The sequence below is a fragment of the Demequina capsici genome (genome assembly GCF_032102965.1).
Taxonomy (GTDB): Bacteria; Actinomycetota; Actinomycetes; order Actinomycetales; family Demequinaceae; genus Demequina; species Demequina capsici.
On the sequence record NZ_CP134880.1, the window covers coordinates 701,580 to 719,577 of the forward strand.

Genomic DNA, 17,998 nt, shown 5'->3' on the forward strand with positions numbered 1-17,998 from the left:
CAAGGCACGGGAGGGACGATGTCTGACCGCGAGGAGCTGCTCGACGCGACGGTGACCGAGTTCATGCGCTTCGTCCACCGCTCCGCCCCGAACCAGGTGGGTGCGGTGGCAAGGCTGGGCCTCACCCTCCATCAGTTCCGTGGCATCGTCCAGATCTATCTGCAGCCCGGGATCACCACCACCGACTTCGCCGACGCGATCGGGGTGCAGCCCTCCGTGGCCACCGGGGTGGTGCAGCGGCTCGTCGACCGCGAGCTCGTGCAGCGTCGCCTCGACGAGGCCGATCGACGCATCCGGCGTCTCGAGCTGTCCTCGCAGGGACTCGAGGTGGCCGAGGAGGCTGCCGGCATCGCGAGGACCACGCGGTACGCCCAGCTCGCGGTGCTCGACGACGCCCAGCTCGCGCAGCTGCGCGAGCTTCTCGCGGTGCTCGAGACCGGCCTGGAGCCTTCCGCGTCGGAGGCCTAGGCGGCGTCGATCGCGCCGGTCTCGACCAGAGCGGCCTTCCAGGAGGCCGCAAGCTCGCGGCCGTAGCCGATGGCCGTGTGCGCACGCAACGCCACCGCTGGATGCACGCCCTGCGCGTCGAGCCCCGCCCGTTCGCACAGCCACACCGCGCGCGGCAGGTGGAACTCCTGGGAGCACACGATCACGCTGGAGAAGCCGTGCTCCACTGCGCCACGAGCGGACAGCCGGGTGTCGTAGCCCCCCGGGTCCAGCACCAGGGCGTCCTCGGGGACGCCGAGCGAGAGCGCGGTGTCGCGCATCGCTGCCGTCTCATCGAGCCCCTCGCGGTTGACGCCTGCCCCGGACAGCAGCAGCGTCGGCACCAGGCCTGAGTGGAACAGCGCTGCCGCGACCTCGACGCGCTCGCGGAGGAACCGGCTGGGCCTGCCGTCGTCCCAGACGCGCGCGCCGAGCACCAGCGCCGCGTCCGCGACGTCGATGCCGGGACAGCCTGCGCCATGGATCGCGCCCCACGTGCGCGCCCGCATGTACAGGTGCGGCGCCGCGCTCGCGGCGATCGCTCCGACGAGCGCGGTGGTGGTCCTCCTCATCGCAGCGAATGCCTCCACGCGTCGTCGCCGCGTCCGAGCGGAAGCATCAGCCTGCGGCCCTGCATGCGGCGGGTGCGGTCCATCCAGGCCGACGCGGGCGCACCGGGTCCGTCCTCGTCGGCCACGGCCGACGCCATCGCCACCATCCCTGCGACGAGCGCCGCGAGCTCGGCCTCGTCAGGGGCGCCGCGCACCACCCGCAGCGATGCCGCGGCCTGGAGCATGTCGTCGCCGTTCACAGAGGGATGTTCCCGTGCTTCTTCGGCGGGAGGGAGGCGCGCTTGGTGCGAAGTGCGCGGAGCCCGCGCACGATCTGCGCTCGGGTCTCGTGGGGCTGGATGACCGCGTCGATGTAACCCCGGTCCGCCGCGTCGTACGGGTTGACGATGCGGTCCTCGTAGTCCTCGATGAGCGCCTGGCGCTCGCCCTCCACATCGCCGCCCTTGGCCTCGACGTCCGCGAGGGTCCGGCGGGACAGGATGTTCACCGCGCCTGCCGCGCCCATGACGGCGATCTGGGCCGTGGGCCACGCCAGGTTGATGTCCGCGCCCAGCTGCTTGGACGCCATCACGATGTACGCGCCGCCATAGGCCTTCCTGGTGATCACCGTGATGAGCGGCACCGTCGCCTCGGCGTATGCGTAGATCAGCTTGGCGCCGCGGCGGATGATCCCGCGGTGCTCCTGAGCGACACCAGGCAGGAAGCCCGGCACGTCGACGAAGGTGAGGACCGGGATGTTGAACGCGTCGCAGGTGCGGACGAACCGGGCCGCCTTCTCCGAGGCGTCGATGTCGAGCGTGCCCGCCATCGACTGCGGCTGGTTCGCCACGAAGCCGACGGAGTGGCCCTCGATGTGGCCGAAGCCGACGAGCACGTTGGGAGCGAACAGCGGCTGGACCTCGAGGATCTCGCCGTCGTCGAGCACCGTCTCGAGCAGCGTCCGCATGTCGTACGGCTGGTTGTCGGAGTCGGGGACCAGCGCGTCGAGCGCAAGGTCCTCGTCGGTGACCTCGAGGTCCGCCTCCTGCTCCCACGCAGGAGGATCCGAGAGGTTGTTCTGCGGGAGGTACTGCAGCAGGTGCTGGACGTACTCGATCGCATCGTCCTCGTCGGTGGCCAGGTAGTGCGCCACCCCTGACGTCGCGTTGTGGGTCTGGCCGCCGCCCAGCTCCTCGAAGGTGACCTTCTCGCCGGTGACGGCCTTGATGACGTCGGGCCCGGTGATGAACATCTGGGAGGTGCCGTCCGCCATGACGATGAAGTCGGTGAGCGCGGGGGAGTAGACCGCTCCGCCGGCGGACGGTCCCAGGATGATCGAGATCTGCGGGATCACGCCCGAGGCCGCGACGTTGCGTCGGAAGATCTCCGCGAACTGGGTGAGCGCCGCGACGCCTTCTTGGATGCGGGCGCCGCCGCCGTCCGAGATGCCGATCAGCGGCACACCGGTGCGCAGCGCGAAGTCCTGGATCTTCGCGATCTTCTGGCCGTGCACCTCGCCCAGCGACCCTCCGAACACGGTGAAGTCCTGCGAGTAGACGGCCACCTGCCTGCCGTCGATGGTGCCGTATCCGGTGACGACGCCGTCGCCGTAGGGGCGGTTGCGGTCGAGCCCGAAGTTCGTCGAGCGATGCCGGGACAGCTGGTCGAGCTCGATGAACGAGCCCTCGTCGAGCAGCTGCAGCACGCGCTCGCGCGCGGTCTTCTTGTCGCGGGCGTGCTGCTTCTCGCGGGCCTTGTCCTCGGCGGCGGTGACCGCGGCGTCGTGGCGCTTGCGAAGCGCCGCTGCGGCGCCGGCCGTGGTCTTCCGTGGCTGGGTCTCGGACACTTCTCTCCTTGCGATCGGGACTGCGACACAGCCTAGCCGGGGGTGGTGGGCATGCGGTCGGGGGCGCCTGCGGGGAGCGTGCCCCGGCCTCTCGACCGGCGCGGGCCATGTCCGATTTCATGTCTGATAATGCCCGTTTCTCCCATCGGCCACGACCCTCATGTGCCCCTTCACGCCTGGAACGTCCCGTATGAGCACGCCGATATCCCGAATGTGCCCGTTTATGTTTGACTTGACCCGAACTCGGCGTTACCCTCGCTTGTGTCAACGAAGACAGGCCCACCCCACGGTGGGCAGCATGCGGCCCCTCGCAACGACGCGGGGCAGGGAAAGGGAAGGTACGCATGTCTCTACCTGATGCTCAGGTCAACAAGAACCGCGACCGCGGCGTGGGAGCCGCAGTACAGAAGTTCGGACGATTCCTGTCCGGCATGATCATGCCGAACATCGGCGCGTTCATCGCCTGGGGTCTCATCACCGCGCTGTTCATCCCCACCGGATGGATCCCGAACTCGAACTTCGCCGAGCTGGTCGGCCCCATGATCACCTATCTGCTGCCGCTGCTCATCGGCTACACCGGCGGCAAGATGGTCCACGAGACCCGCGGCGCGGTCATCGGCTCCATCGCCACCATGGGCGTCATCATGGGCGCGTTCATCACGATCGACGGAGAGCAGTCGCAGCTGCCCATGTTCATGGGCGCCATGCTCATGGGCCCGTTCGCGGCGTGGGTCCTCAAGCAGTTCGACAAGCTGATCGAAGGCAAGGTCAAGGCCGGCTTCGAGATGCTGATCGACAACTTCTCGATCGGCATCATCGGCATGCTGCTCGCCATGCTGGGCAAGATCGTGATCGGGCCGATCGTGGCCCAGCTCGTCGAGTGGGCGGGCAACGGCGTCGACTTCCTCGTCAGCCACCACCTCCTCCCGCTCGCGTCGCTGATCGTCGAGCCAGGCAAGGTGCTGTTCCTCAACAACGCCATCAACCACGGAGTGTTCACCCCTCTCGGCACCCAGCAGGTGGTCGAGAACGGCAAGTCGATCCTGTTCATGATCGAGTCCAACCCCGGGCCCGGCCTGGGCATCCTCGCGGCCTTCCTGTTCTTCGGCCCCAAGATGCTCCGCGCCTCCGTGCCCGGTGCGATGATCATCCACTTCCTGGGCGGCATCCACGAGATCTACTTCCCGTACGTGCTCATGAAGCCGAAGATGATCGTCGCCGCGATCGCGGGCGGCATGTCCGGCGTCGCGACCGGCGTGCTCTTTAACAACGGCCTCGTGTCGGCGCCGTCGCCAGGCAGCATCTTCTCGTGGATCGCCTTCACGCCGAAGGGCGAGTACCCCACGATGTTCCTCCAGGTCCTCGTCGCGGCCGCCGTCGCGTTCGCGGTGGGCTTCTTCCTGCTGAAGTTCGACAAGGAGCTTCGCCAGGAGGCGAAGGAGGAGGCGGAGGCAGAGGCCGCCGAAGAGTCCACCGTCGCCGTCTAGCGGCACACAATGGGTACGGGGCCGCGCGTGCGGCCCCGTACCACCGAACCCCAGGAAGGAGCGGCAACGATGCCCTCAATCAACGGATCCGCAGTCAAGAAGGTCATCGTCGCGTGCGACGCAGGCATGGGCTCCAGCGTGATGGTCGCCAGCACGCTGAAGGGCAAGCTCAAGAAGTACGGCGTCGAGGTCTCCCACACGCCCGTCAACGAGATCCCTGGCGAGGCAGGCCTCGTCGTCCTGTGCCACCAGGGCCTCGCGGCTCGCGCGCAGCAGACCGCGCCCGGCGCGGTCGTCGTCCCCTTCGCGATCTTCATGGGGGACCCTGCGTTCGCCAAGGTCGAGAAGGCCATCGCCAACGGTGAGGACCTGGTGTCCTGACGATGGCGATCCTCTCGGCCGAGGGCGTCCGTCTGGGCCTGACGGCCACGGACAAGGCGGACGCCCTCACGCAGTGCGGCGAGGCGCTGGTGTCGATCGGTGCCGCGACCCAGGAGTACGCGGCCGCGCTCCACGACCGCGAGCTGCAGGTCACCACCTACATCGGTGAGGGCGTGGCGATCCCTCACGGCACCAACGAGAGCCGCGAGCACATCCAGCGCGCGGCCATCGCCTACCTGCAGTTCCCCGACGGGGTCGACTGGGACGGCAACGACGTCCGCGTCTGCATCGCGATCGCCTCGCGCAGCGAGGAGCACATCGAGATCCTCCAGCGACTCGCCTCCGTCCTCATGGACCCCGACGCCGCCGCGAGCCTTCGCGAGCCCGCCAGCGTCGACGACGTGCTGGCCCTGCTCGCCGGCGACGCGTCCTGACATCAAGCCACCCGTAAACGTCCCCCGGAAGCAAGAAGCAAGGAACATCATCATGAAGGCTCTCCGTTTTTATGCACCCGAGGACGTCCGCATCGAGGACGTCCCGGAGCCCGAGGTCGGCCCGGGTGAGGTGAAGATCCGTGTGCGCAACTGCTCGACCTGCGGCACCGACGTCAAGATCTTCTACAACGGCCACCAGAACCTCACCCCGCCGCGCACCATCGGCCACGAGATCGCAGGCGAGATCGTCGCGATCGGCGACGGCGTCGACGGGTGGGAGCTCGGCGACCGCGTCCAGGTGATCGCGGCGGTGCCGTGCGGCGACTGCTACGAGTGCTCGCGCGGCTGGATGGAGGTCTGCCAGAACCAGACGTCCGTCGGCTACCAGTACGAGGGCGGCTTCGCCGAGTACATGATCGTGCCGCGTGAGGTCATGAAGGTCGACGGCCTCAACCGCATCCCTGACGGCATCGGCTTCGACGAGGCGTCAGCCGCGGAACCGCTGGCCTGCGCCATCAATGCACAGCGCATCCTCGGGATCGAGGAGGGCGACACGGTCGTCGTGTTCGGCGCCGGCCCCATCGGTGCCATGCACATCCGTCTCGCCCGCGCGAACGGCGCCGGACGAGTGTTCCTCATCGACGTCAACACCGAGCGGCTTCAGATGACCGCCGATGCGGTGCACCCCGACGAGGTCATCAACGGCGCCGAGGTCGACGTGGTCGAGAAGGTCAAGGAGCTGACCGACGGCAGGGGAGCCGACGCGATCATCACCGCCACCGCGGCCAACGTGGCCCAGGAGCAGGCGATCTCCATGGCGGCGCGCAACGGCAAGATCTCGTTCTTCGGCGGCCTGCCCAAGACGAACCCGACCATCACGTGCGACTCGAACCTGGTCCACTACCGCCAGCTGCGCATCTTCGGCGCCAACGGATCCGCGCCCAAGCACAACAAGATGGCGCTCGAGTACATCGCCACCGGCAAGGTGCCCGTGAAGGACCTCATCACGGAGCACATCCCGCTCGAGAACGTGCTCGACGCGTTCGACATCGTCAAGCGCGGCGCGGCCATCAAGGTCACCGTCGAGCCCTGATGCCTCGCACATCGTCGGGCCGAGATGTCGGCTCGGCCCGACGATGTCAGGGATGATAGGTCAGACCTTCAAGGGGGATAAGGAGCAACAGCGGTGTATGCGGCGGAACGGCAGCACGAGATCCTGACGCGGGCTCGTGCCGAGGGGCGGGTCGAGGTGGGCCTCCTCGCGGAGAGCCTGGGAGTGACGGTCGAGACGGTGCGGCGCGACCTCACCGCGCTCGAGCGGCTCGGTGCAGTGCGTCGCGTCCACGGCGGCGCGCTCCCGGTCGAGCGGCTCGCGCTCGAGCCCAACCTCGCGAGCCGTGAGTCGCAGCATTCGGAACAGAAGCGCCGAATCGCCGCCCGTGCCATCCAAGAGCTTCCCGACGGGGGCACGATCCTCCTCGACTCAGGCACCACCACGCTCGCCATCGCCGAACAGCTGCCCCCCGACCTTCAGGCGACCGTCGTCACGAACTCCATCGCCATCGCCACCCGGCTGGCTGAGCTTCCCAAGATCGATCTCCTGGTGCTCGGCGGCCACGTGAGGCACCTGACGGGCGCCGCGGTCGGTGACTGGATCGAAAGCGCCCTGCGTGGCCTGTGCGTGGATGTCGCGTTCATCGGGACGAACGGGCTCACCGTCGATCGCGGGCTGACCACACCCGATCAGGCCGAGGCCGCCGCCAAGAGGGGCATGGTGCTCGCCGGTCGGCGTGTGGTCGCCGTCGCAGACGCCTCGAAGATCGGCCATGTGCACCTGCACCGCTTCGCCGACGCAGACGAGGTGGCGATGCTCCTCACCGACAGCTCGCTCGACGATGACACGGCCGAGGAGATCGACGCCGCCGGCATCGAGGTCGTCCGCGTCTGACCCGCGCCAAGGCGTAACGTGAGGTCACGCGGTGTCCATGCCGCAGTGGCCTCGCCAGACAACATCGTGAAGGAGTCCCCATGAGCACCCGAACCGTCGAGATCGGATCATCCGTCGGCCTTCATGCTCGTCCTGCCGCTCTGTTCGTGCAGGCGGTCAACGAGGCGGGCATCCCGATCACGATCTGCAAGCCCGGGGGGAACCCGATTCCCGCCAACTCGATGCTCGGTGTCATGGCCCTGGGCGCGAAGCATGGCGAGACCGTCGAGCTGGCGTCCGACGCCGACGGAGCCGATGCCGCGCTCGACGCTCTGGTGGAGCTGCTCAAGCGCGACCTCGACGCCGAGTGACACGCGGGCGCCCGGCGCTCACCACTGACACCGTTGCGCCGCTCATCGTCCCCAGTGGACCGATCGCGCTCGCGGCCGTCGTCCCTGAGGAGCCGTCCACGAACACCGCGCTCGCCGCGGCGCTGCGCGAGGACCCGCAGGCATGGCCGCACATGTCCGCCTACATCGCAGACCACCAGACGGCGGGGCGCGGCCGCGCAGGCCGAGTCTGGGAGACCCCTGCCGGAACGTCGCTGACGGTCAGCTGGGTGATCCGGCCGAGCGCCTCGGGGCCCGATCTCGCGTGGGCGCCGCTCGTCGTGGGGCTCGCCGCCGTACGGGCAGCCCGGAGCCTCGGCGCCGATGCCTGGATCAAGTGGCCCAACGACGTCGTCGTCGCCTCAGGCGTGGGGGACGTTCCCGGCTGGGGTCGCTGGCGGAAGCTCGCGGGCATCCTCTGTGAGGTGGTCGGCGACGCGGTGGTCGCCGGGACCGGGGTGAACGTGCTCCAGGCAGCGGACGAGCTGCCCGTGCCGCATGCCGTCTCCTTCGCCGCGTTGGGAGCGGAGGCGTCGCGGCTCGACGTGCTCGGTGCGTTGGGGCGGGAGCTTCGTGATGCTGTCGCCGAGTGGGATGCCGACCCTACGACGGTGCGGCACGCGGTGGAGGCGATCTGCGCGACTCTCGGGTGGGACGTCGCCGTGGACGCGGGCACCGGAACGCCGGTGGCGGGTCGTGCCGTCGGGCTCAGCGAGGAGGGCGCGCTGATCGTGGAGGGACGCTCCGGAACGCGTACCGCGGTGCTTGCGGGGGACGTGCGAGTACGTCGGTCGTGACTGCCCGCCTGACCCGCTGAGCGCCGGCCGAAGATCACGGTGCGGTCACGGACACGCATGCGACGGACAGGTTGTGCAACCGGATCGACAGGTTGTGAAGCGGCCCGATTCCGCCAGGTACAGCGGTGCCTACCATGGCGGGCCGCACGCAGAGCATGGGCTGGCGGCGCAACCAACTACACAGGAAGGCACGGCCGCAGCAGTCTCGCAGCCGATGGCACCTGGCTCACGGAACGAACCGTGACCCGGTCGGAGCCGGACAGCGATGTCGTGCACAGGGAGTAATCAACGATGAGTACTCGTTCGGCGAAGTCGCCGATGTCAAACAGGAAGTATCTGGGCATCTGGATCCCAATCATCGCGTTCTTCACCATCCTGCTGGTGGTGGCGAACGTGGCGATCAACATCTACAGCAAGTGGGTCGAGACCGTCCTCGGCGCCGGCACCTACACGGTGGAGCAGGCCTCGGGCACCGAGAGCTGGGACACCGACTACAACCAGGCGTCGTATGACTCGCTCGACGCCGAGCAGGCTGACGCCTACGACCTCGTCGAGGAGATCGAGTCCGAGGGCATCGTCCTGGCGAAGAACGACAACGGTGCGCTTCCGCTGAGCTCCGGCGCCGCGGTGACGATGCTCGGTCGCGACTCCGCTGACCCCGTCTACGGCGGCGCCGGCTCCGGCTCTGTCGACACCTCCACGGCCGTCGACATCAAGACCGGTCTCGAGAACGCGGGCTTCTCCGTGAACCCGACCGCGTACTCGATGTTCGCTGACTACGCTGCGAACAACGGCAAGGCGGACATCGTGATGGACGACCCGGCGTCGTCCTCCTACGTCATCGGTGAGATGCCGGTCGACCAGTACACGACCGACGCCGTCGACTCCTTCTCGAGCTACAACGACGCGGCCATCGTCGTCATCGGCCGCGGTGGCGGCGAGGGCGGCGACCTCACGCAGGACATGACCGATGTCCCCGGCACCGCCGACCCGCGCGCTCAGGCGGGGGAGCACCAGCTCGAGCTCAACCAGGACGAGAAGGCGATGCTCGCCGAAGCTGAGGCGAACTTCGACAAGGTCATCGTCGTCGTCAACGCCTCCACCTCGATGGAGATGGGCATCGTTCAGGACGACCCGAACGTCGACGCCGTGCTGCTCGTCGGCTCGCCCGGCCAGACCGGCTTCAACGCGCTCGGTGACGTGCTCGACGGCACCGTGAACCCCTCGGGCCGCACCACCGACACGTGGGCCGCAGACTTCACGCAGGACCCGACCTGGAACAACTTCGGCAACTACGAGTACAGCAACGTCTCGACCGACAACGGATCCGGCTACTTCGTCCAGTACGAGGAGGGCATCTACGTCGGCTACCGCTACTACGAGACCGCCGCGGCCGAGAACTACATCAACTACGACGACGCAGTGGTCTACCCCTTCGGCTACGGACTGTCGTACACGAACTTCCAGTGGGACCTCGTGAGCGAGGACATGGGAGACACGAACGGCGACATCACGCTCGACGTGCAGGTCACCAACACCGGTGACGTCGCAGGCAAGGACGTCGTCGAGGTCTACTACAACGCTCCCTACACGCCGGGCGGCATCGAGAAGGCGGAGGTCGTCCTGGGCGACTACGCCAAGACCGACGTGCTCCAGCCGGGCGAGTCGCAGACCGTGACCCTCACCTTCGCGGTGCAGGACATGGCCTCGTACGACTACGAGGGCGCCGGCGCGTACGTGCTGGAGGCCGGCGACTACGGCATCCGCGTGCAGACCGACTCGCACAACCTTGCCGACGGCATCGACCCGCTGACGTACACCGTCAACGACACGATCACCTACGGCGAGGACAACCCGCGCTCCTCGGACGCGGTCGCCGCGACCAACGAGTTCGACGACGTCTCCGCGCTGTTCTCCGACACGCCCACCGAGGGCCTCGCGACCAACCTGTCGCGTGCGGACTTCGCGGGCACGTGGCCCACCTCGCCGACCGACGCGGACAAGGTCGCGTCCGACGCGATCGTCGCCGACTTCCAGGCATACGACGCCACGGCAGCCGCTGAGGCCTCGGACGCCGAGATGCCGACGACCGGTGCGAACAACGGCCTGCAGCTCATCGACCTGCGCGGGAAGTCGTACGACGACCCGGTGTGGGACCTGCTGCTCGACCAGCTCACCGTGGACGACATCACGAACGTCATCCTCAACGGCGCGTACAACACCGCCGCGATCGAGTCCATCGTGAAGCCCGCCACCGTCGACCTCGACGGCCCCGCCGGCTTCTCGTCCTTCCTGAACGACGACTACAACGGCACGGCCTACCCGTCCGAGTACGTCATCGCGCAGACCTGGAACAAGGACCTGGCCTACAAGATGGGTCAGCAGATCGGTGAGGAGGCGCTGCAGATGGGCGCCAACGGCTGGTACGCGCCGGCCCTGAACATCCACCGTTCGCCGTTCGCGGGCCGCAACTTCGAGTACTACTCGGAGGACCCGTACCTCACCGGCGCGATGGCCACCCAGGTGTCCGACGGTGCGCTCAGCAAGGGCGTGTACACGTTCCTCAAGCACTTCGCCATGAACGACCAGGAGACGAACCGCACCAACAACGGTGTCTCGTCCCAGGCAAACGAGCAGGCGATCCGTGAGATCTACCTGAAGGCGTTCGAGATCCCGGTCAAGGACGTCTCCGGCGAGATCAACTACATCTCGGACGACCAGGGCACCATCTCGACCGCGACGGTCGGCCAGATGGCCATGATGAGCTCCTTCAACCGCATCGGCGGCACGTGGGCCGGAGGCTCGAAGGCTCTCATGACCAACGTGCTCCGTGACGAGTGGGGCTTCCAGGGCTTCGTGATCACCGACTTCAACCTGTACGGGTACATGTACCCCGACCAGGGCATCGACGCCGGTACCGACCACATGCTCACCTTCGCCCCCATGAAGGAGCTCGCCGACACGACGTCGGCGCTGGCGGTCACGAACCTGCGCAAGACCATGCACGACATGCTCTACACCGTCGTGAACTCGAACGCGATGGACGGGATCGCCCCGGCCTCGACGATCACCTACACGCCGCCGGCGTGGCGCTACTGGCAGCTCGCGATCTCGATCGCGATCGGCCTCCTGCTGGCCGCGGCCATCGTGATGGTGACCGTCCGCGTCCGCAAGCACGGCAAGGGCGAGGCCCCGGAGCCTGAGGGCACCGAGCCGAGCACCGACGAGCCTCAGGGCTCCGAGGGTGTCGACGCCCCCGCCGAGGACGAGGTTCCGGCCAAGTCCTGACCTGATGTGCCCCGTCCCGCGTCGGCTCCCCATCGCCGGCCCGGGACGGGGCCCCAGGCCCGCTCCCGCATCCACTTGCATTGGAACCACCCTTGATCTCCGCTGACAACCTCACCCTTCCCGAGAAGGCCGCGCTGCTGAGCGGCGAGAGCGTGTGGGACAGCCGCCCGCTCCCGCGCCTCGGGCTGCGTTCGCTGGTCCTGTCCGACGGCCCGCACGGCGTGCGCCGTCAGCTCGGATCCGGTGACCACCTGGGCATCAATGCCTCCGCGAAGGCCACGTGCTTCCCGACGTCGGCCACCGTGGCCAACAGCTGGGACCCGGCGCTCGCAGAGCGGATCGGCAGGGCGCTCGGAGCGGAGGCCGCAGCGCTCGAGGTCGACGTGCTCCTCGGTCCGGGCCTGAACATCAAGCGCAGTCCTCTGGGCGGGCGCAACTTCGAGTACTTCTCCGAGGACCCGCTGCTGGCGGGCGTCCTCGCGGCCGGCTACGTGCGGGGCATCCAGTCCCAGGGCACCGCCGCCTGCCCCAAGCACTTCGCCGTGAACTCCCAGGAGACGCGCCGCATGTCGTCCGACTCGATCGTCGACGAGCGCACCCTGCGTGAGATGTACCTCGCGGCGTTCGAGACGGTCGTTCGCACGGCCTCGCCGAGGACGATCATGTCCTCGTACAACAAGATCAACGGCGTCTACGCCCACGAGAACAGCCACCTGCTGAACGACGTCCTGCGCGACGAGTGGGGCTTCGACGGGCCGGTCGTGTCCGACTGGGGAGGCGGCAACGACGCGGTCGCGGCCGTCACCGGCGGTGGCACGCTGGAGATGCCCTCGCCCGGTCTGGGCTCCGCGCTGGAGATCCTCGCCGCCGTCGACGAGGGCCGTCTCACGGAGGCGGACCTGGATGTGCGCGTGAACGAGATCCTCGCGCTCACCGAGTGGGCCGACTCCGTCGAGGCCGAGCCCGTGGACCACGACGCGAACCACGCGCTGGCGCGCGCCGCCGCGGAGCAGTCCGTGGTGCTGCTGCGCAATCAGGACTCGCTGCTGCCGCTCGCCGCGGGCACGAAGGTGACCGTCATCGGCGACTTCGCCGAGACGCCCCGCTACCAGGGCGCGGGATCCTCGCAGGTGAACCCCACACGGCTGGCGAGCGCGCTCGAGGCGCTGCCGGGCAGTGCGCTCGAGCTCGCGACCTACGCGCAGGGCTTCCGCCGAGACGGCGTGGCTGACGAGGCGCTCGCGCTGGCGGCCGTCGAGGCGGCCCTCCAGGCCGACGTGGTGCTCCTGTACTTGGGTCTGGACGAGACTCGCGAGTCCGAGGGCAAGGACCGTGACGACATGACGCTCGCGGCCAACCAGGTCGCCCTGCTGGAGCGCGTCGCAGCGATCAACCCGCGAGTGGTCGTCGTCCTGTCGGCGGGCTCCGCGATCGAGATGCCGTGGATCGACCGGGTCGGCGCCGTCGCCCACGGCTACCTGGGCGGCCAGGCCGGTGCCGAGGCGATGCTGTCGGTGCTGACCGGCGAGGTGAACCCGTCGGGACGCCTGGCCGAGACCTACCCGCTGTCGCTGGCGGACACCCCGACGGCAGGCGCGTTCCCGGTCGAGCAGGAGTCGGTCGTCTACCGCGAGGGTCCCTACGTGGGCTACCGGTACTACACGACGGCCGACGTGCCCGTCCTGTTCCCGTTCGGATTCGGCCTGAGCTACACGACGTTCGAGTACGCGGACCTCAAGGTGACCGGCTCGGGCGCGACATTCTCCGTGACCAACACCGGCGATCGGGCCGGCGCGGAGGTCGCTCAGCTCTACATCTCCCGCGTGACCGAGGGGGCCTACCGCCCGGCGCGCGAGCTCAGGGGCTTCCAGAAGGTGCACCTGGCCGCGGGGGAGACCGCGCGGATCACCGTGCCTTTCGACGACGCGACGTTCCGCGTCTTCGACGTCGAGGCCGGCGCGTGGGCGATCGACGCCGGCGACTACCGCATCCTCGTCGGAGCATCGGTGGCGGACATCCGGCTCGACGCGCCGCACAAGGTCGCCGGAGTCGTGCCCGCCTTCCGCGACGCGCCGGAGCCCTATCGGACCGGACGAGTGGTCGAGGCTACCGACGCGGACGTCGAGCAGCTGCTCGGGCGCGCCCTTCCCGCGCCTGTCCAGGCCGGGGCGAGGCTCACGCTCGGTACGAACGACCCGTTCCGCGCGATGCACCACGCGCGCAGCCCGCTCGGCCGACTGGTCGCGAAGGTGCTGCGCTCCCTGATCGCAAGGTCGGAGGCGAAGGGCAAGCCCGACCTCAACCTGTACTTCCTGTACAACATGCCGTTCCGAGCGCTCGCCAAGATGACCAACGGGATGGTCTCGATGGCGATGGTCGACTCGATCGTCCGGATCGCGAACGGCCACTTCTTCACCGGGTTCGGCGGCGTCGTCTCCGGCTTCTTCCGTCAGGCCGGCGCGCAGCGTCGCCTCAAGAACGTGCTCGCTGCGGACGCACCCGCGGCGAGCGAGAGCTGAAAGAGAGAATCGACGATGTTCAAGCCGATCGTGCGGGCGTGGAACCGCTTCTATGAGAAGCGTCCCGGGACCGCTCAGTTCTTGATGTTCTTCATCCTCAGCAACGGCGTCACCGTGCTGCAGCTGATCCTCATGCCGATGTTCAAGGCGATGTTCAACCAGACCGGCCTGGTGGACGTGGCGTTCCAGGTGATGCCGATCGGCTCGAACCTGGACGGCTCGCAGTTCTACGTGTTCGACTACCCGGCAGGTCCGGTCCAGGACGACGGCACGGGCGGCGGCCTCGCGTACTTCCTCGCCGTGCAGATCACCATCGCGATCGCGCAGATCATCAACTTCTTCGCGCAGCGCTCCATCACCTTCCGCTCCAACAGCTCGGTGTGGCGCGCGGCGATGTGGTACTTCATCGCGTACGTGATCATCACCATCGTCGCGGCCGCGGCCCAGGGCTTCTACAAGGTGCCGATCTACAACCTGTTCATGGACACGTGGGGCCTCGGTCACACAGGCGAGACGATCGCCGACGTGGTCACTATGATCATCAACAGCGCGATCGCGTTCTGGGTGTTCTTCCCCATCTTCAAGGTGATCTTCAAGCAGGTCCCCGAGGAGGCTGCGGAGACGTCCTCGGAGCACGCCGAGGACCCGTCCATCAGCGCGTCGGGGAGCGCCTCGGAGCAGTTGTCCGTTGACGGTGGGGACACCGATGGCAAGCCGGGTGCCCGCACCCGCTGAAAGGTCTGAACCTCCCATGCCCACGTTGTCCGTCGTCGTGCCGTGCTACAACTCGGCTGACTACATGTCCCACTGCCTCGACACCCTGCTCACCGGCGGGGACGACGTGGAGATCCTGGTCGTCGACGACGGCTCCCGTGATGCGACCGCACAGATCGCGGACGACTACGAGGCGCGGCACCCTGGCATCGTGAGGGCGATCCACAAGCCCAACGGCGGCCACGGCTCGGCGATCAACGCCGGCCTGGCCGTCGCCCAGGGCGAGTTCCTCAAGATCGTGGACTCGGACGACTGGGTGGACGCGCCGTCGTTCGCCGCGCTGCTGGAGACGCTGCGCGGGTTCATCGCGCATCGCACCCTCATCGACATGGTCGTGTCGAACTTCGTGTACGAGAAGGTCGGGAAGAAGAACAAGACCGCGGTGCGCTTCCGCGACGTCCTGCCCACTGGCAAGGCGTTCGGCTGGGACGAGGTGGGCCGATTCGGCAAGCGTCAGTACCTGATGATGCACTCCCTCGTGTACCGCACCGCGCTGCTGCGCGACGCAGGGCTGCGCCTGCCGGAGCACACGTTCTATGTGGACAACCTCTACGCGTTCGAGCCGATGCCGCACGTGCGTCGCATGTACTACCTGGACGTGGACCTGTACCGGTACTTCATCGGGCGCGAGGGGCAGTCGGTCAACGAGGAGGTCATGATCTCCCGGCTCGACCAGCAGCTGCGCGTGAACCGCATGATGATGCGCCACCTGCCGCGGCGCGGCACCGTGCCCGACGGCCTTGCGCGCTACATGAGCCACTACTTCGAGATCATCTGCGCCGTGTCGTCCACCCTGTCCGTGCGGGCCGGTACCGCGGCCGCGCTGGACCGCAAGGACGCGCTGTGGGACGACATCCGCGAGTGGGACCCCGAGCTGTACTGGCGCCTGCGTCGGCGCATGCTCAACCTCGTGATGAACCTGCCGGGCAAGCCTGGCCGCCAGGTCACCGTGCTGGCCTACAAGGCCGCGCAGAAGGCCGTCGGCTTCAACTGATCCCGCGGGGCGCCGTCAGGCGCCAGGGATGGGTAGAAGGACGCGCAGCACGAACCAGCCGTCCTCGAGCCGCACCGTCATGGTGCCGTCGTACTTGTACGCCGCCTGACGGATGTTCTTGAGGCCGTAGCCATGATGGTGGGCCTCGTCCTTCGTCGTCTGCGGGAGGCCGTCGACGAGCGCGATCGAGCCGCCGAACCAGTTCTCGAAGCGCAGCATCGCGAAGGACCCCTCGCGGTACACGGCCACACGGATCAGCCGCTTGTCGGCCTCCGGCACCTTCCTGGTGGCCTCGATCGCGTTGTCCAGAGCGTTGCCGAAGACGGTGACGATGTCGATCACGTCCATGAACTCCACGACGGAGCCGTCGACGACGGCCGTGATGGTGATCCCTTGCGAGGCGGCCTGGCTCGTCTTCGACGTCAGCATCGTGTCGACCACCGTGTTGCCCGTGTCGAGCGGCACCCCTGAGAGCCCGCGGATCTCGTGCTCCAGCTGATCCGCGAGCTCGCCACGCGCGCCCTCGTCGGTCTCAGCACGGAGCGCCTGCACGTACTGCTTGAGGTCGTGATGCCGACGGTTGACCTCCTCCGTCGCTGCGCGCGACGCGAGGTACTGCTCGTGCTGAGTGTGCAGCAGCGTGTTCATCGACTGGAGCTCGACCGCGCGGTACAGCTCCAGCCGTTGCGCGCGCTGCGCGTAGAGCACGACGAACCCGCACAGGTCGACCAGGGTGCGGATGTACAGCAGCTCGGGTCCCACCCGGCCGCTGAAGGGCGTGTTGGTGGTGATGAAGCTCAGGTTGGACACGAGGAAGGTGGCGGTGGCGATGCCCAGCGCGCTCGCGAGCGCCTTGTTGTCGACCGCGAGCACGATGTCGCGGGGGAACTGCCGACGCTCGATCAGGTACGCGATCGCGAACAGGCAGCCGACCACGAAGACCAGGAGCACCACGCCGACCTCGCCGGTGTCGTTGGAGCCGCGGAAGAAGTAGTGGAGCTGCCAGGCGAAGGACGCGCTGAACTCGGCGAGCACGAAGGCGCGCGCGGTCAGGTCACCTGCCTCGCGCAGCTTGACGTCGGTGGTGAGCCAGAGGAAGAGGAGCATCGCGCCCACCGCGAGCAGCATGCCGAACGTCCACAGGCCGATCGGCAGGGTGCCGGCGAACTCCTGGATCCCCCACAGCAGCACGAACCCGGCGACGATGGTCGCCGCGAGCGGCATGCCACGGACGCGCTTGCGCATGACCGCGACGTAGACCAGGCACGCCGACCACTCGGCGAACGCGGTGACCCAGCGCGGGATGTCGGCGATCGCGTCCGTCACTGACGGCTCCCGCCCATATGGTCGGCGAGGGCGTCCATGAAGCCACGCTTGCGCGGGCGGCTCACCTGCAGCTCGACGCCGCCCGTCATCGTGCACGTGGTCGGCTGCACGGAGCGGACATGCCGCAGGTTCACCAGGTACGGGTTGTTGCAGCGGTAGAAGCCCTTGCCGTCGAGCTCCGCCTCGAGCACCTTGAGCGTGCCGGTGAACGAGAGCTCGCTGCCGCGGGTGTGGACGATGATGCGGTGCCTGATCGACTCGAGATACACGATGTCCGCCAGGTCGATGCGCGTCAGCGCGCCCGCCACATTGACCACGAGGGTCTGGTCGTCCCTGGTGCGCAGGCGCCCGATCGAGCGGTCCAGCTCGTGCTCCAGCGAGAAGTAGTGCACCGGCTTGAGGAGGAAGCTCAGCGCGTCGACCTCGTATCCCTTGATGGCGTACTGCGCCATGTTCGTCACGAAGACGATGATCACGTCAGGGTCCGTCTCCCGGATGTGATGGGCGGCCTCCAGGCCGCCGACCTCGGGCATCTCGATGTCGAGCAGAAGGATGTCGTAGTCTGCGCGGTAGCCGTCGATGAGCTGTGCGCCGTCCGCGAAGGTGCGGAGGTCGACCTCGAGCCTTCGCTCGGCGGCGTAGCGTCGCAGGTGCCCCACAAGGACGTCGCGGGCGGTCGGATCGTCCTCGACGATGCCGATCCTGATCACGCGTCTCCGCCTTCCCCTGACGACACTCGATGGTCGTGGCGCCAGTGTATCGGTGCACGACGGGCGTCAGCGGGCAGGCGAGGCGCCCG

The 17,998-nt window shown here is 68.0% G+C and carries 17 protein-coding genes; 12 read left to right on the plus strand and 5 right to left on the minus strand.

Translation table 11 applies throughout. The annotated features are described in order from the left end of the window. The first annotated feature begins 18 nt into the window (after positions 1-18). The gene (locus RN607_RS03400) at positions 19-468 is read left to right on the plus strand and encodes a MarR family winged helix-turn-helix transcriptional regulator (RefSeq protein ID WP_313544352.1); all 450 of its coding nucleotides are present in this window, start codon (positions 19-21) and stop codon (positions 466-468) included. On the opposite strand, the gene RN607_RS03405 is transcribed toward RN607_RS03400, so the two are convergent. The 3 genes from RN607_RS03405 to RN607_RS03415 are packed head-to-tail and all read right to left on the minus strand — an operon-like array spanning position 465 to position 2,883. Next, on the minus strand, positions 465-1,058 hold the full coding sequence (locus RN607_RS03405) for a SanA/YdcF family protein (protein WP_313499892.1): 594 nt from the start codon (positions 1,056-1,058) through the stop codon (positions 465-467). The genes RN607_RS03400 and RN607_RS03405 overlap by 4 nt on opposite strands. After that, positions 1,055-1,297 carry an acyl-CoA carboxylase subunit epsilon gene (locus tag RN607_RS03410; protein ID WP_313544354.1) on the minus strand — a complete coding sequence of 81 codons (243 nt, stop codon included), beginning with the start codon at positions 1,295-1,297 and terminating at the stop codon, positions 1,055-1,057. Before RN607_RS03410 ends, RN607_RS03405 begins: the two co-directional genes overlap by 4 nt. After that, positions 1,294-2,883 carry an acyl-CoA carboxylase subunit beta gene (locus tag RN607_RS03415; RefSeq protein WP_313544356.1) on the minus strand — a complete coding sequence of 530 codons (1,590 nt, stop codon included), beginning with the start codon at positions 2,881-2,883 and terminating at the stop codon, positions 1,294-1,296. Before RN607_RS03415 ends, RN607_RS03410 begins: the two co-directional genes overlap by 4 nt. A 344-nt stretch (positions 2,884-3,227) precedes the next feature. On the opposite strand from RN607_RS03415, the gene mtlA reads away from it, so the two are divergent. From mtlA to RN607_RS03470, 11 genes are all read left to right on the plus strand, one after another. After that, complete coding sequence (gene mtlA, locus RN607_RS03420) at positions 3,228-4,370, plus strand: mannitol-specific PTS transporter subunit IIC (RefSeq protein WP_313499898.1); 1,143 nt, start codon at positions 3,228-3,230, stop codon at positions 4,368-4,370. 69 nt (positions 4,371-4,439) lie between these two features. Beyond that, positions 4,440-4,751: a PTS sugar transporter subunit IIBC family protein gene (locus RN607_RS03425; protein ID WP_313499900.1), complete on the plus strand. Its 312-nt coding sequence runs from the start codon at positions 4,440-4,442 to the stop codon at positions 4,749-4,751. 2 nt (positions 4,752-4,753) lie between these two features. Beyond that, on the plus strand, positions 4,754-5,185 hold the full coding sequence (locus tag RN607_RS03430) for a PTS mannitol transporter subunit IIA (RefSeq protein WP_313544358.1): 432 nt from the start codon (positions 4,754-4,756) through the stop codon (positions 5,183-5,185). 52 nt (positions 5,186-5,237) lie between these two features. Next, positions 5,238-6,278: a zinc-dependent dehydrogenase gene (locus RN607_RS03435; protein ID WP_313544360.1), complete on the plus strand. Its 1,041-nt coding sequence runs from the start codon at positions 5,238-5,240 to the stop codon at positions 6,276-6,278. 93 nt (positions 6,279-6,371) lie between these two features. After that, a complete protein-coding gene (locus RN607_RS03440; protein ID WP_313544362.1) occupies positions 6,372-7,133 on the plus strand; it encodes a DeoR/GlpR family DNA-binding transcription regulator in 762 nt (253 codons plus the stop codon). 80 nt (positions 7,134-7,213) lie between these two features. After that, positions 7,214-7,483, plus strand: coding sequence for an HPr family phosphocarrier protein (locus RN607_RS03445; RefSeq protein ID WP_313544364.1), 270 nt, complete (start codon positions 7,214-7,216; stop codon positions 7,481-7,483). Continuing rightward, positions 7,480-8,298, plus strand: coding sequence for a biotin--[acetyl-CoA-carboxylase] ligase (locus RN607_RS03450; protein WP_313544366.1), 819 nt, complete (start codon positions 7,480-7,482; stop codon positions 8,296-8,298). The genes RN607_RS03445 and RN607_RS03450 overlap by 4 nt, the downstream gene beginning before the upstream one ends. Before the next feature lie 318 nt (positions 8,299-8,616). Then, a complete protein-coding gene (locus RN607_RS03455) occupies positions 8,617-11,586 on the plus strand; it encodes a glycoside hydrolase family 3 N-terminal domain-containing protein (RefSeq protein ID WP_313544368.1) in 2,970 nt (989 codons plus the stop codon). Between the two features lie 92 nt (positions 11,587-11,678). Next, a complete protein-coding gene (locus RN607_RS03460) occupies positions 11,679-14,105 on the plus strand; it encodes a glycoside hydrolase family 3 C-terminal domain-containing protein (protein ID WP_313544370.1) in 2,427 nt (808 codons plus the stop codon). 15 nt (positions 14,106-14,120) lie between these two features. Further along, complete coding sequence (locus tag RN607_RS03465) at positions 14,121-14,840, plus strand: hypothetical protein (RefSeq protein WP_313499920.1); 720 nt, start codon at positions 14,121-14,123, stop codon at positions 14,838-14,840. 16 nt (positions 14,841-14,856) lie between these two features. Further along, complete coding sequence (locus tag RN607_RS03470; RefSeq protein WP_313499922.1) at positions 14,857-15,873, plus strand: glycosyltransferase family 2 protein; 1,017 nt, start codon at positions 14,857-14,859, stop codon at positions 15,871-15,873. A gap of 15 nt (positions 15,874-15,888) precedes the next feature. On the opposite strand, the gene RN607_RS03475 is transcribed toward RN607_RS03470, so the two are convergent. Continuing rightward, entirely contained in the window at positions 15,889-17,199 is a 1,311-nt protein-coding gene (locus tag RN607_RS03475) for a sensor histidine kinase (protein ID WP_313499923.1), read from the minus strand. Then, positions 17,196-17,909, minus strand: coding sequence for a LytR/AlgR family response regulator transcription factor (locus RN607_RS03480; RefSeq protein ID WP_313499925.1), 714 nt, complete (start codon positions 17,907-17,909; stop codon positions 17,196-17,198). The genes RN607_RS03475 and RN607_RS03480 overlap by 4 nt, the downstream gene beginning before the upstream one ends. Positions 17,910-17,998: the final 89 nt, after the last annotated feature.

Bases quoted from the DNA above. Each gene is read 5' to 3' on its own strand.
- RN607_RS03400 (WP_313544352.1), top strand. From the start codon at position 19: ATGTCTGACCGCGAGGAGCTGCTCGACGCGACGGTGACCGAGTTCATG.
- RN607_RS03405 (WP_313499892.1), bottom strand. From the start codon at position 1,058: ATGAGGAGGACCACCACCGCGCTCGTCGGAGCGATCGCCGCGAGCGCG.
- mtlA (WP_313499898.1), top strand. From the start codon at position 3,228: ATGTCTCTACCTGATGCTCAGGTCAACAAGAACCGCGACCGCGGCGTG.
- RN607_RS03425 (WP_313499900.1), top strand. From the start codon at position 4,440: ATGCCCTCAATCAACGGATCCGCAGTCAAGAAGGTCATCGTCGCGTGC.
- RN607_RS03430 (WP_313544358.1), top strand. From the start codon at position 4,754: ATGGCGATCCTCTCGGCCGAGGGCGTCCGTCTGGGCCTGACGGCCACG.
- RN607_RS03435 (WP_313544360.1), top strand. From the start codon at position 5,238: ATGAAGGCTCTCCGTTTTTATGCACCCGAGGACGTCCGCATCGAGGAC.
- RN607_RS03445 (WP_313544364.1), top strand. From the start codon at position 7,214: ATGAGCACCCGAACCGTCGAGATCGGATCATCCGTCGGCCTTCATGCT.
- RN607_RS03455 (WP_313544368.1), top strand. From the start codon at position 8,617: ATGTCAAACAGGAAGTATCTGGGCATCTGGATCCCAATCATCGCGTTC.
- RN607_RS03465 (WP_313499920.1), top strand. From the start codon at position 14,121: ATGTTCAAGCCGATCGTGCGGGCGTGGAACCGCTTCTATGAGAAGCGT.
- RN607_RS03470 (WP_313499922.1), top strand. From the start codon at position 14,857: ATGCCCACGTTGTCCGTCGTCGTGCCGTGCTACAACTCGGCTGACTAC.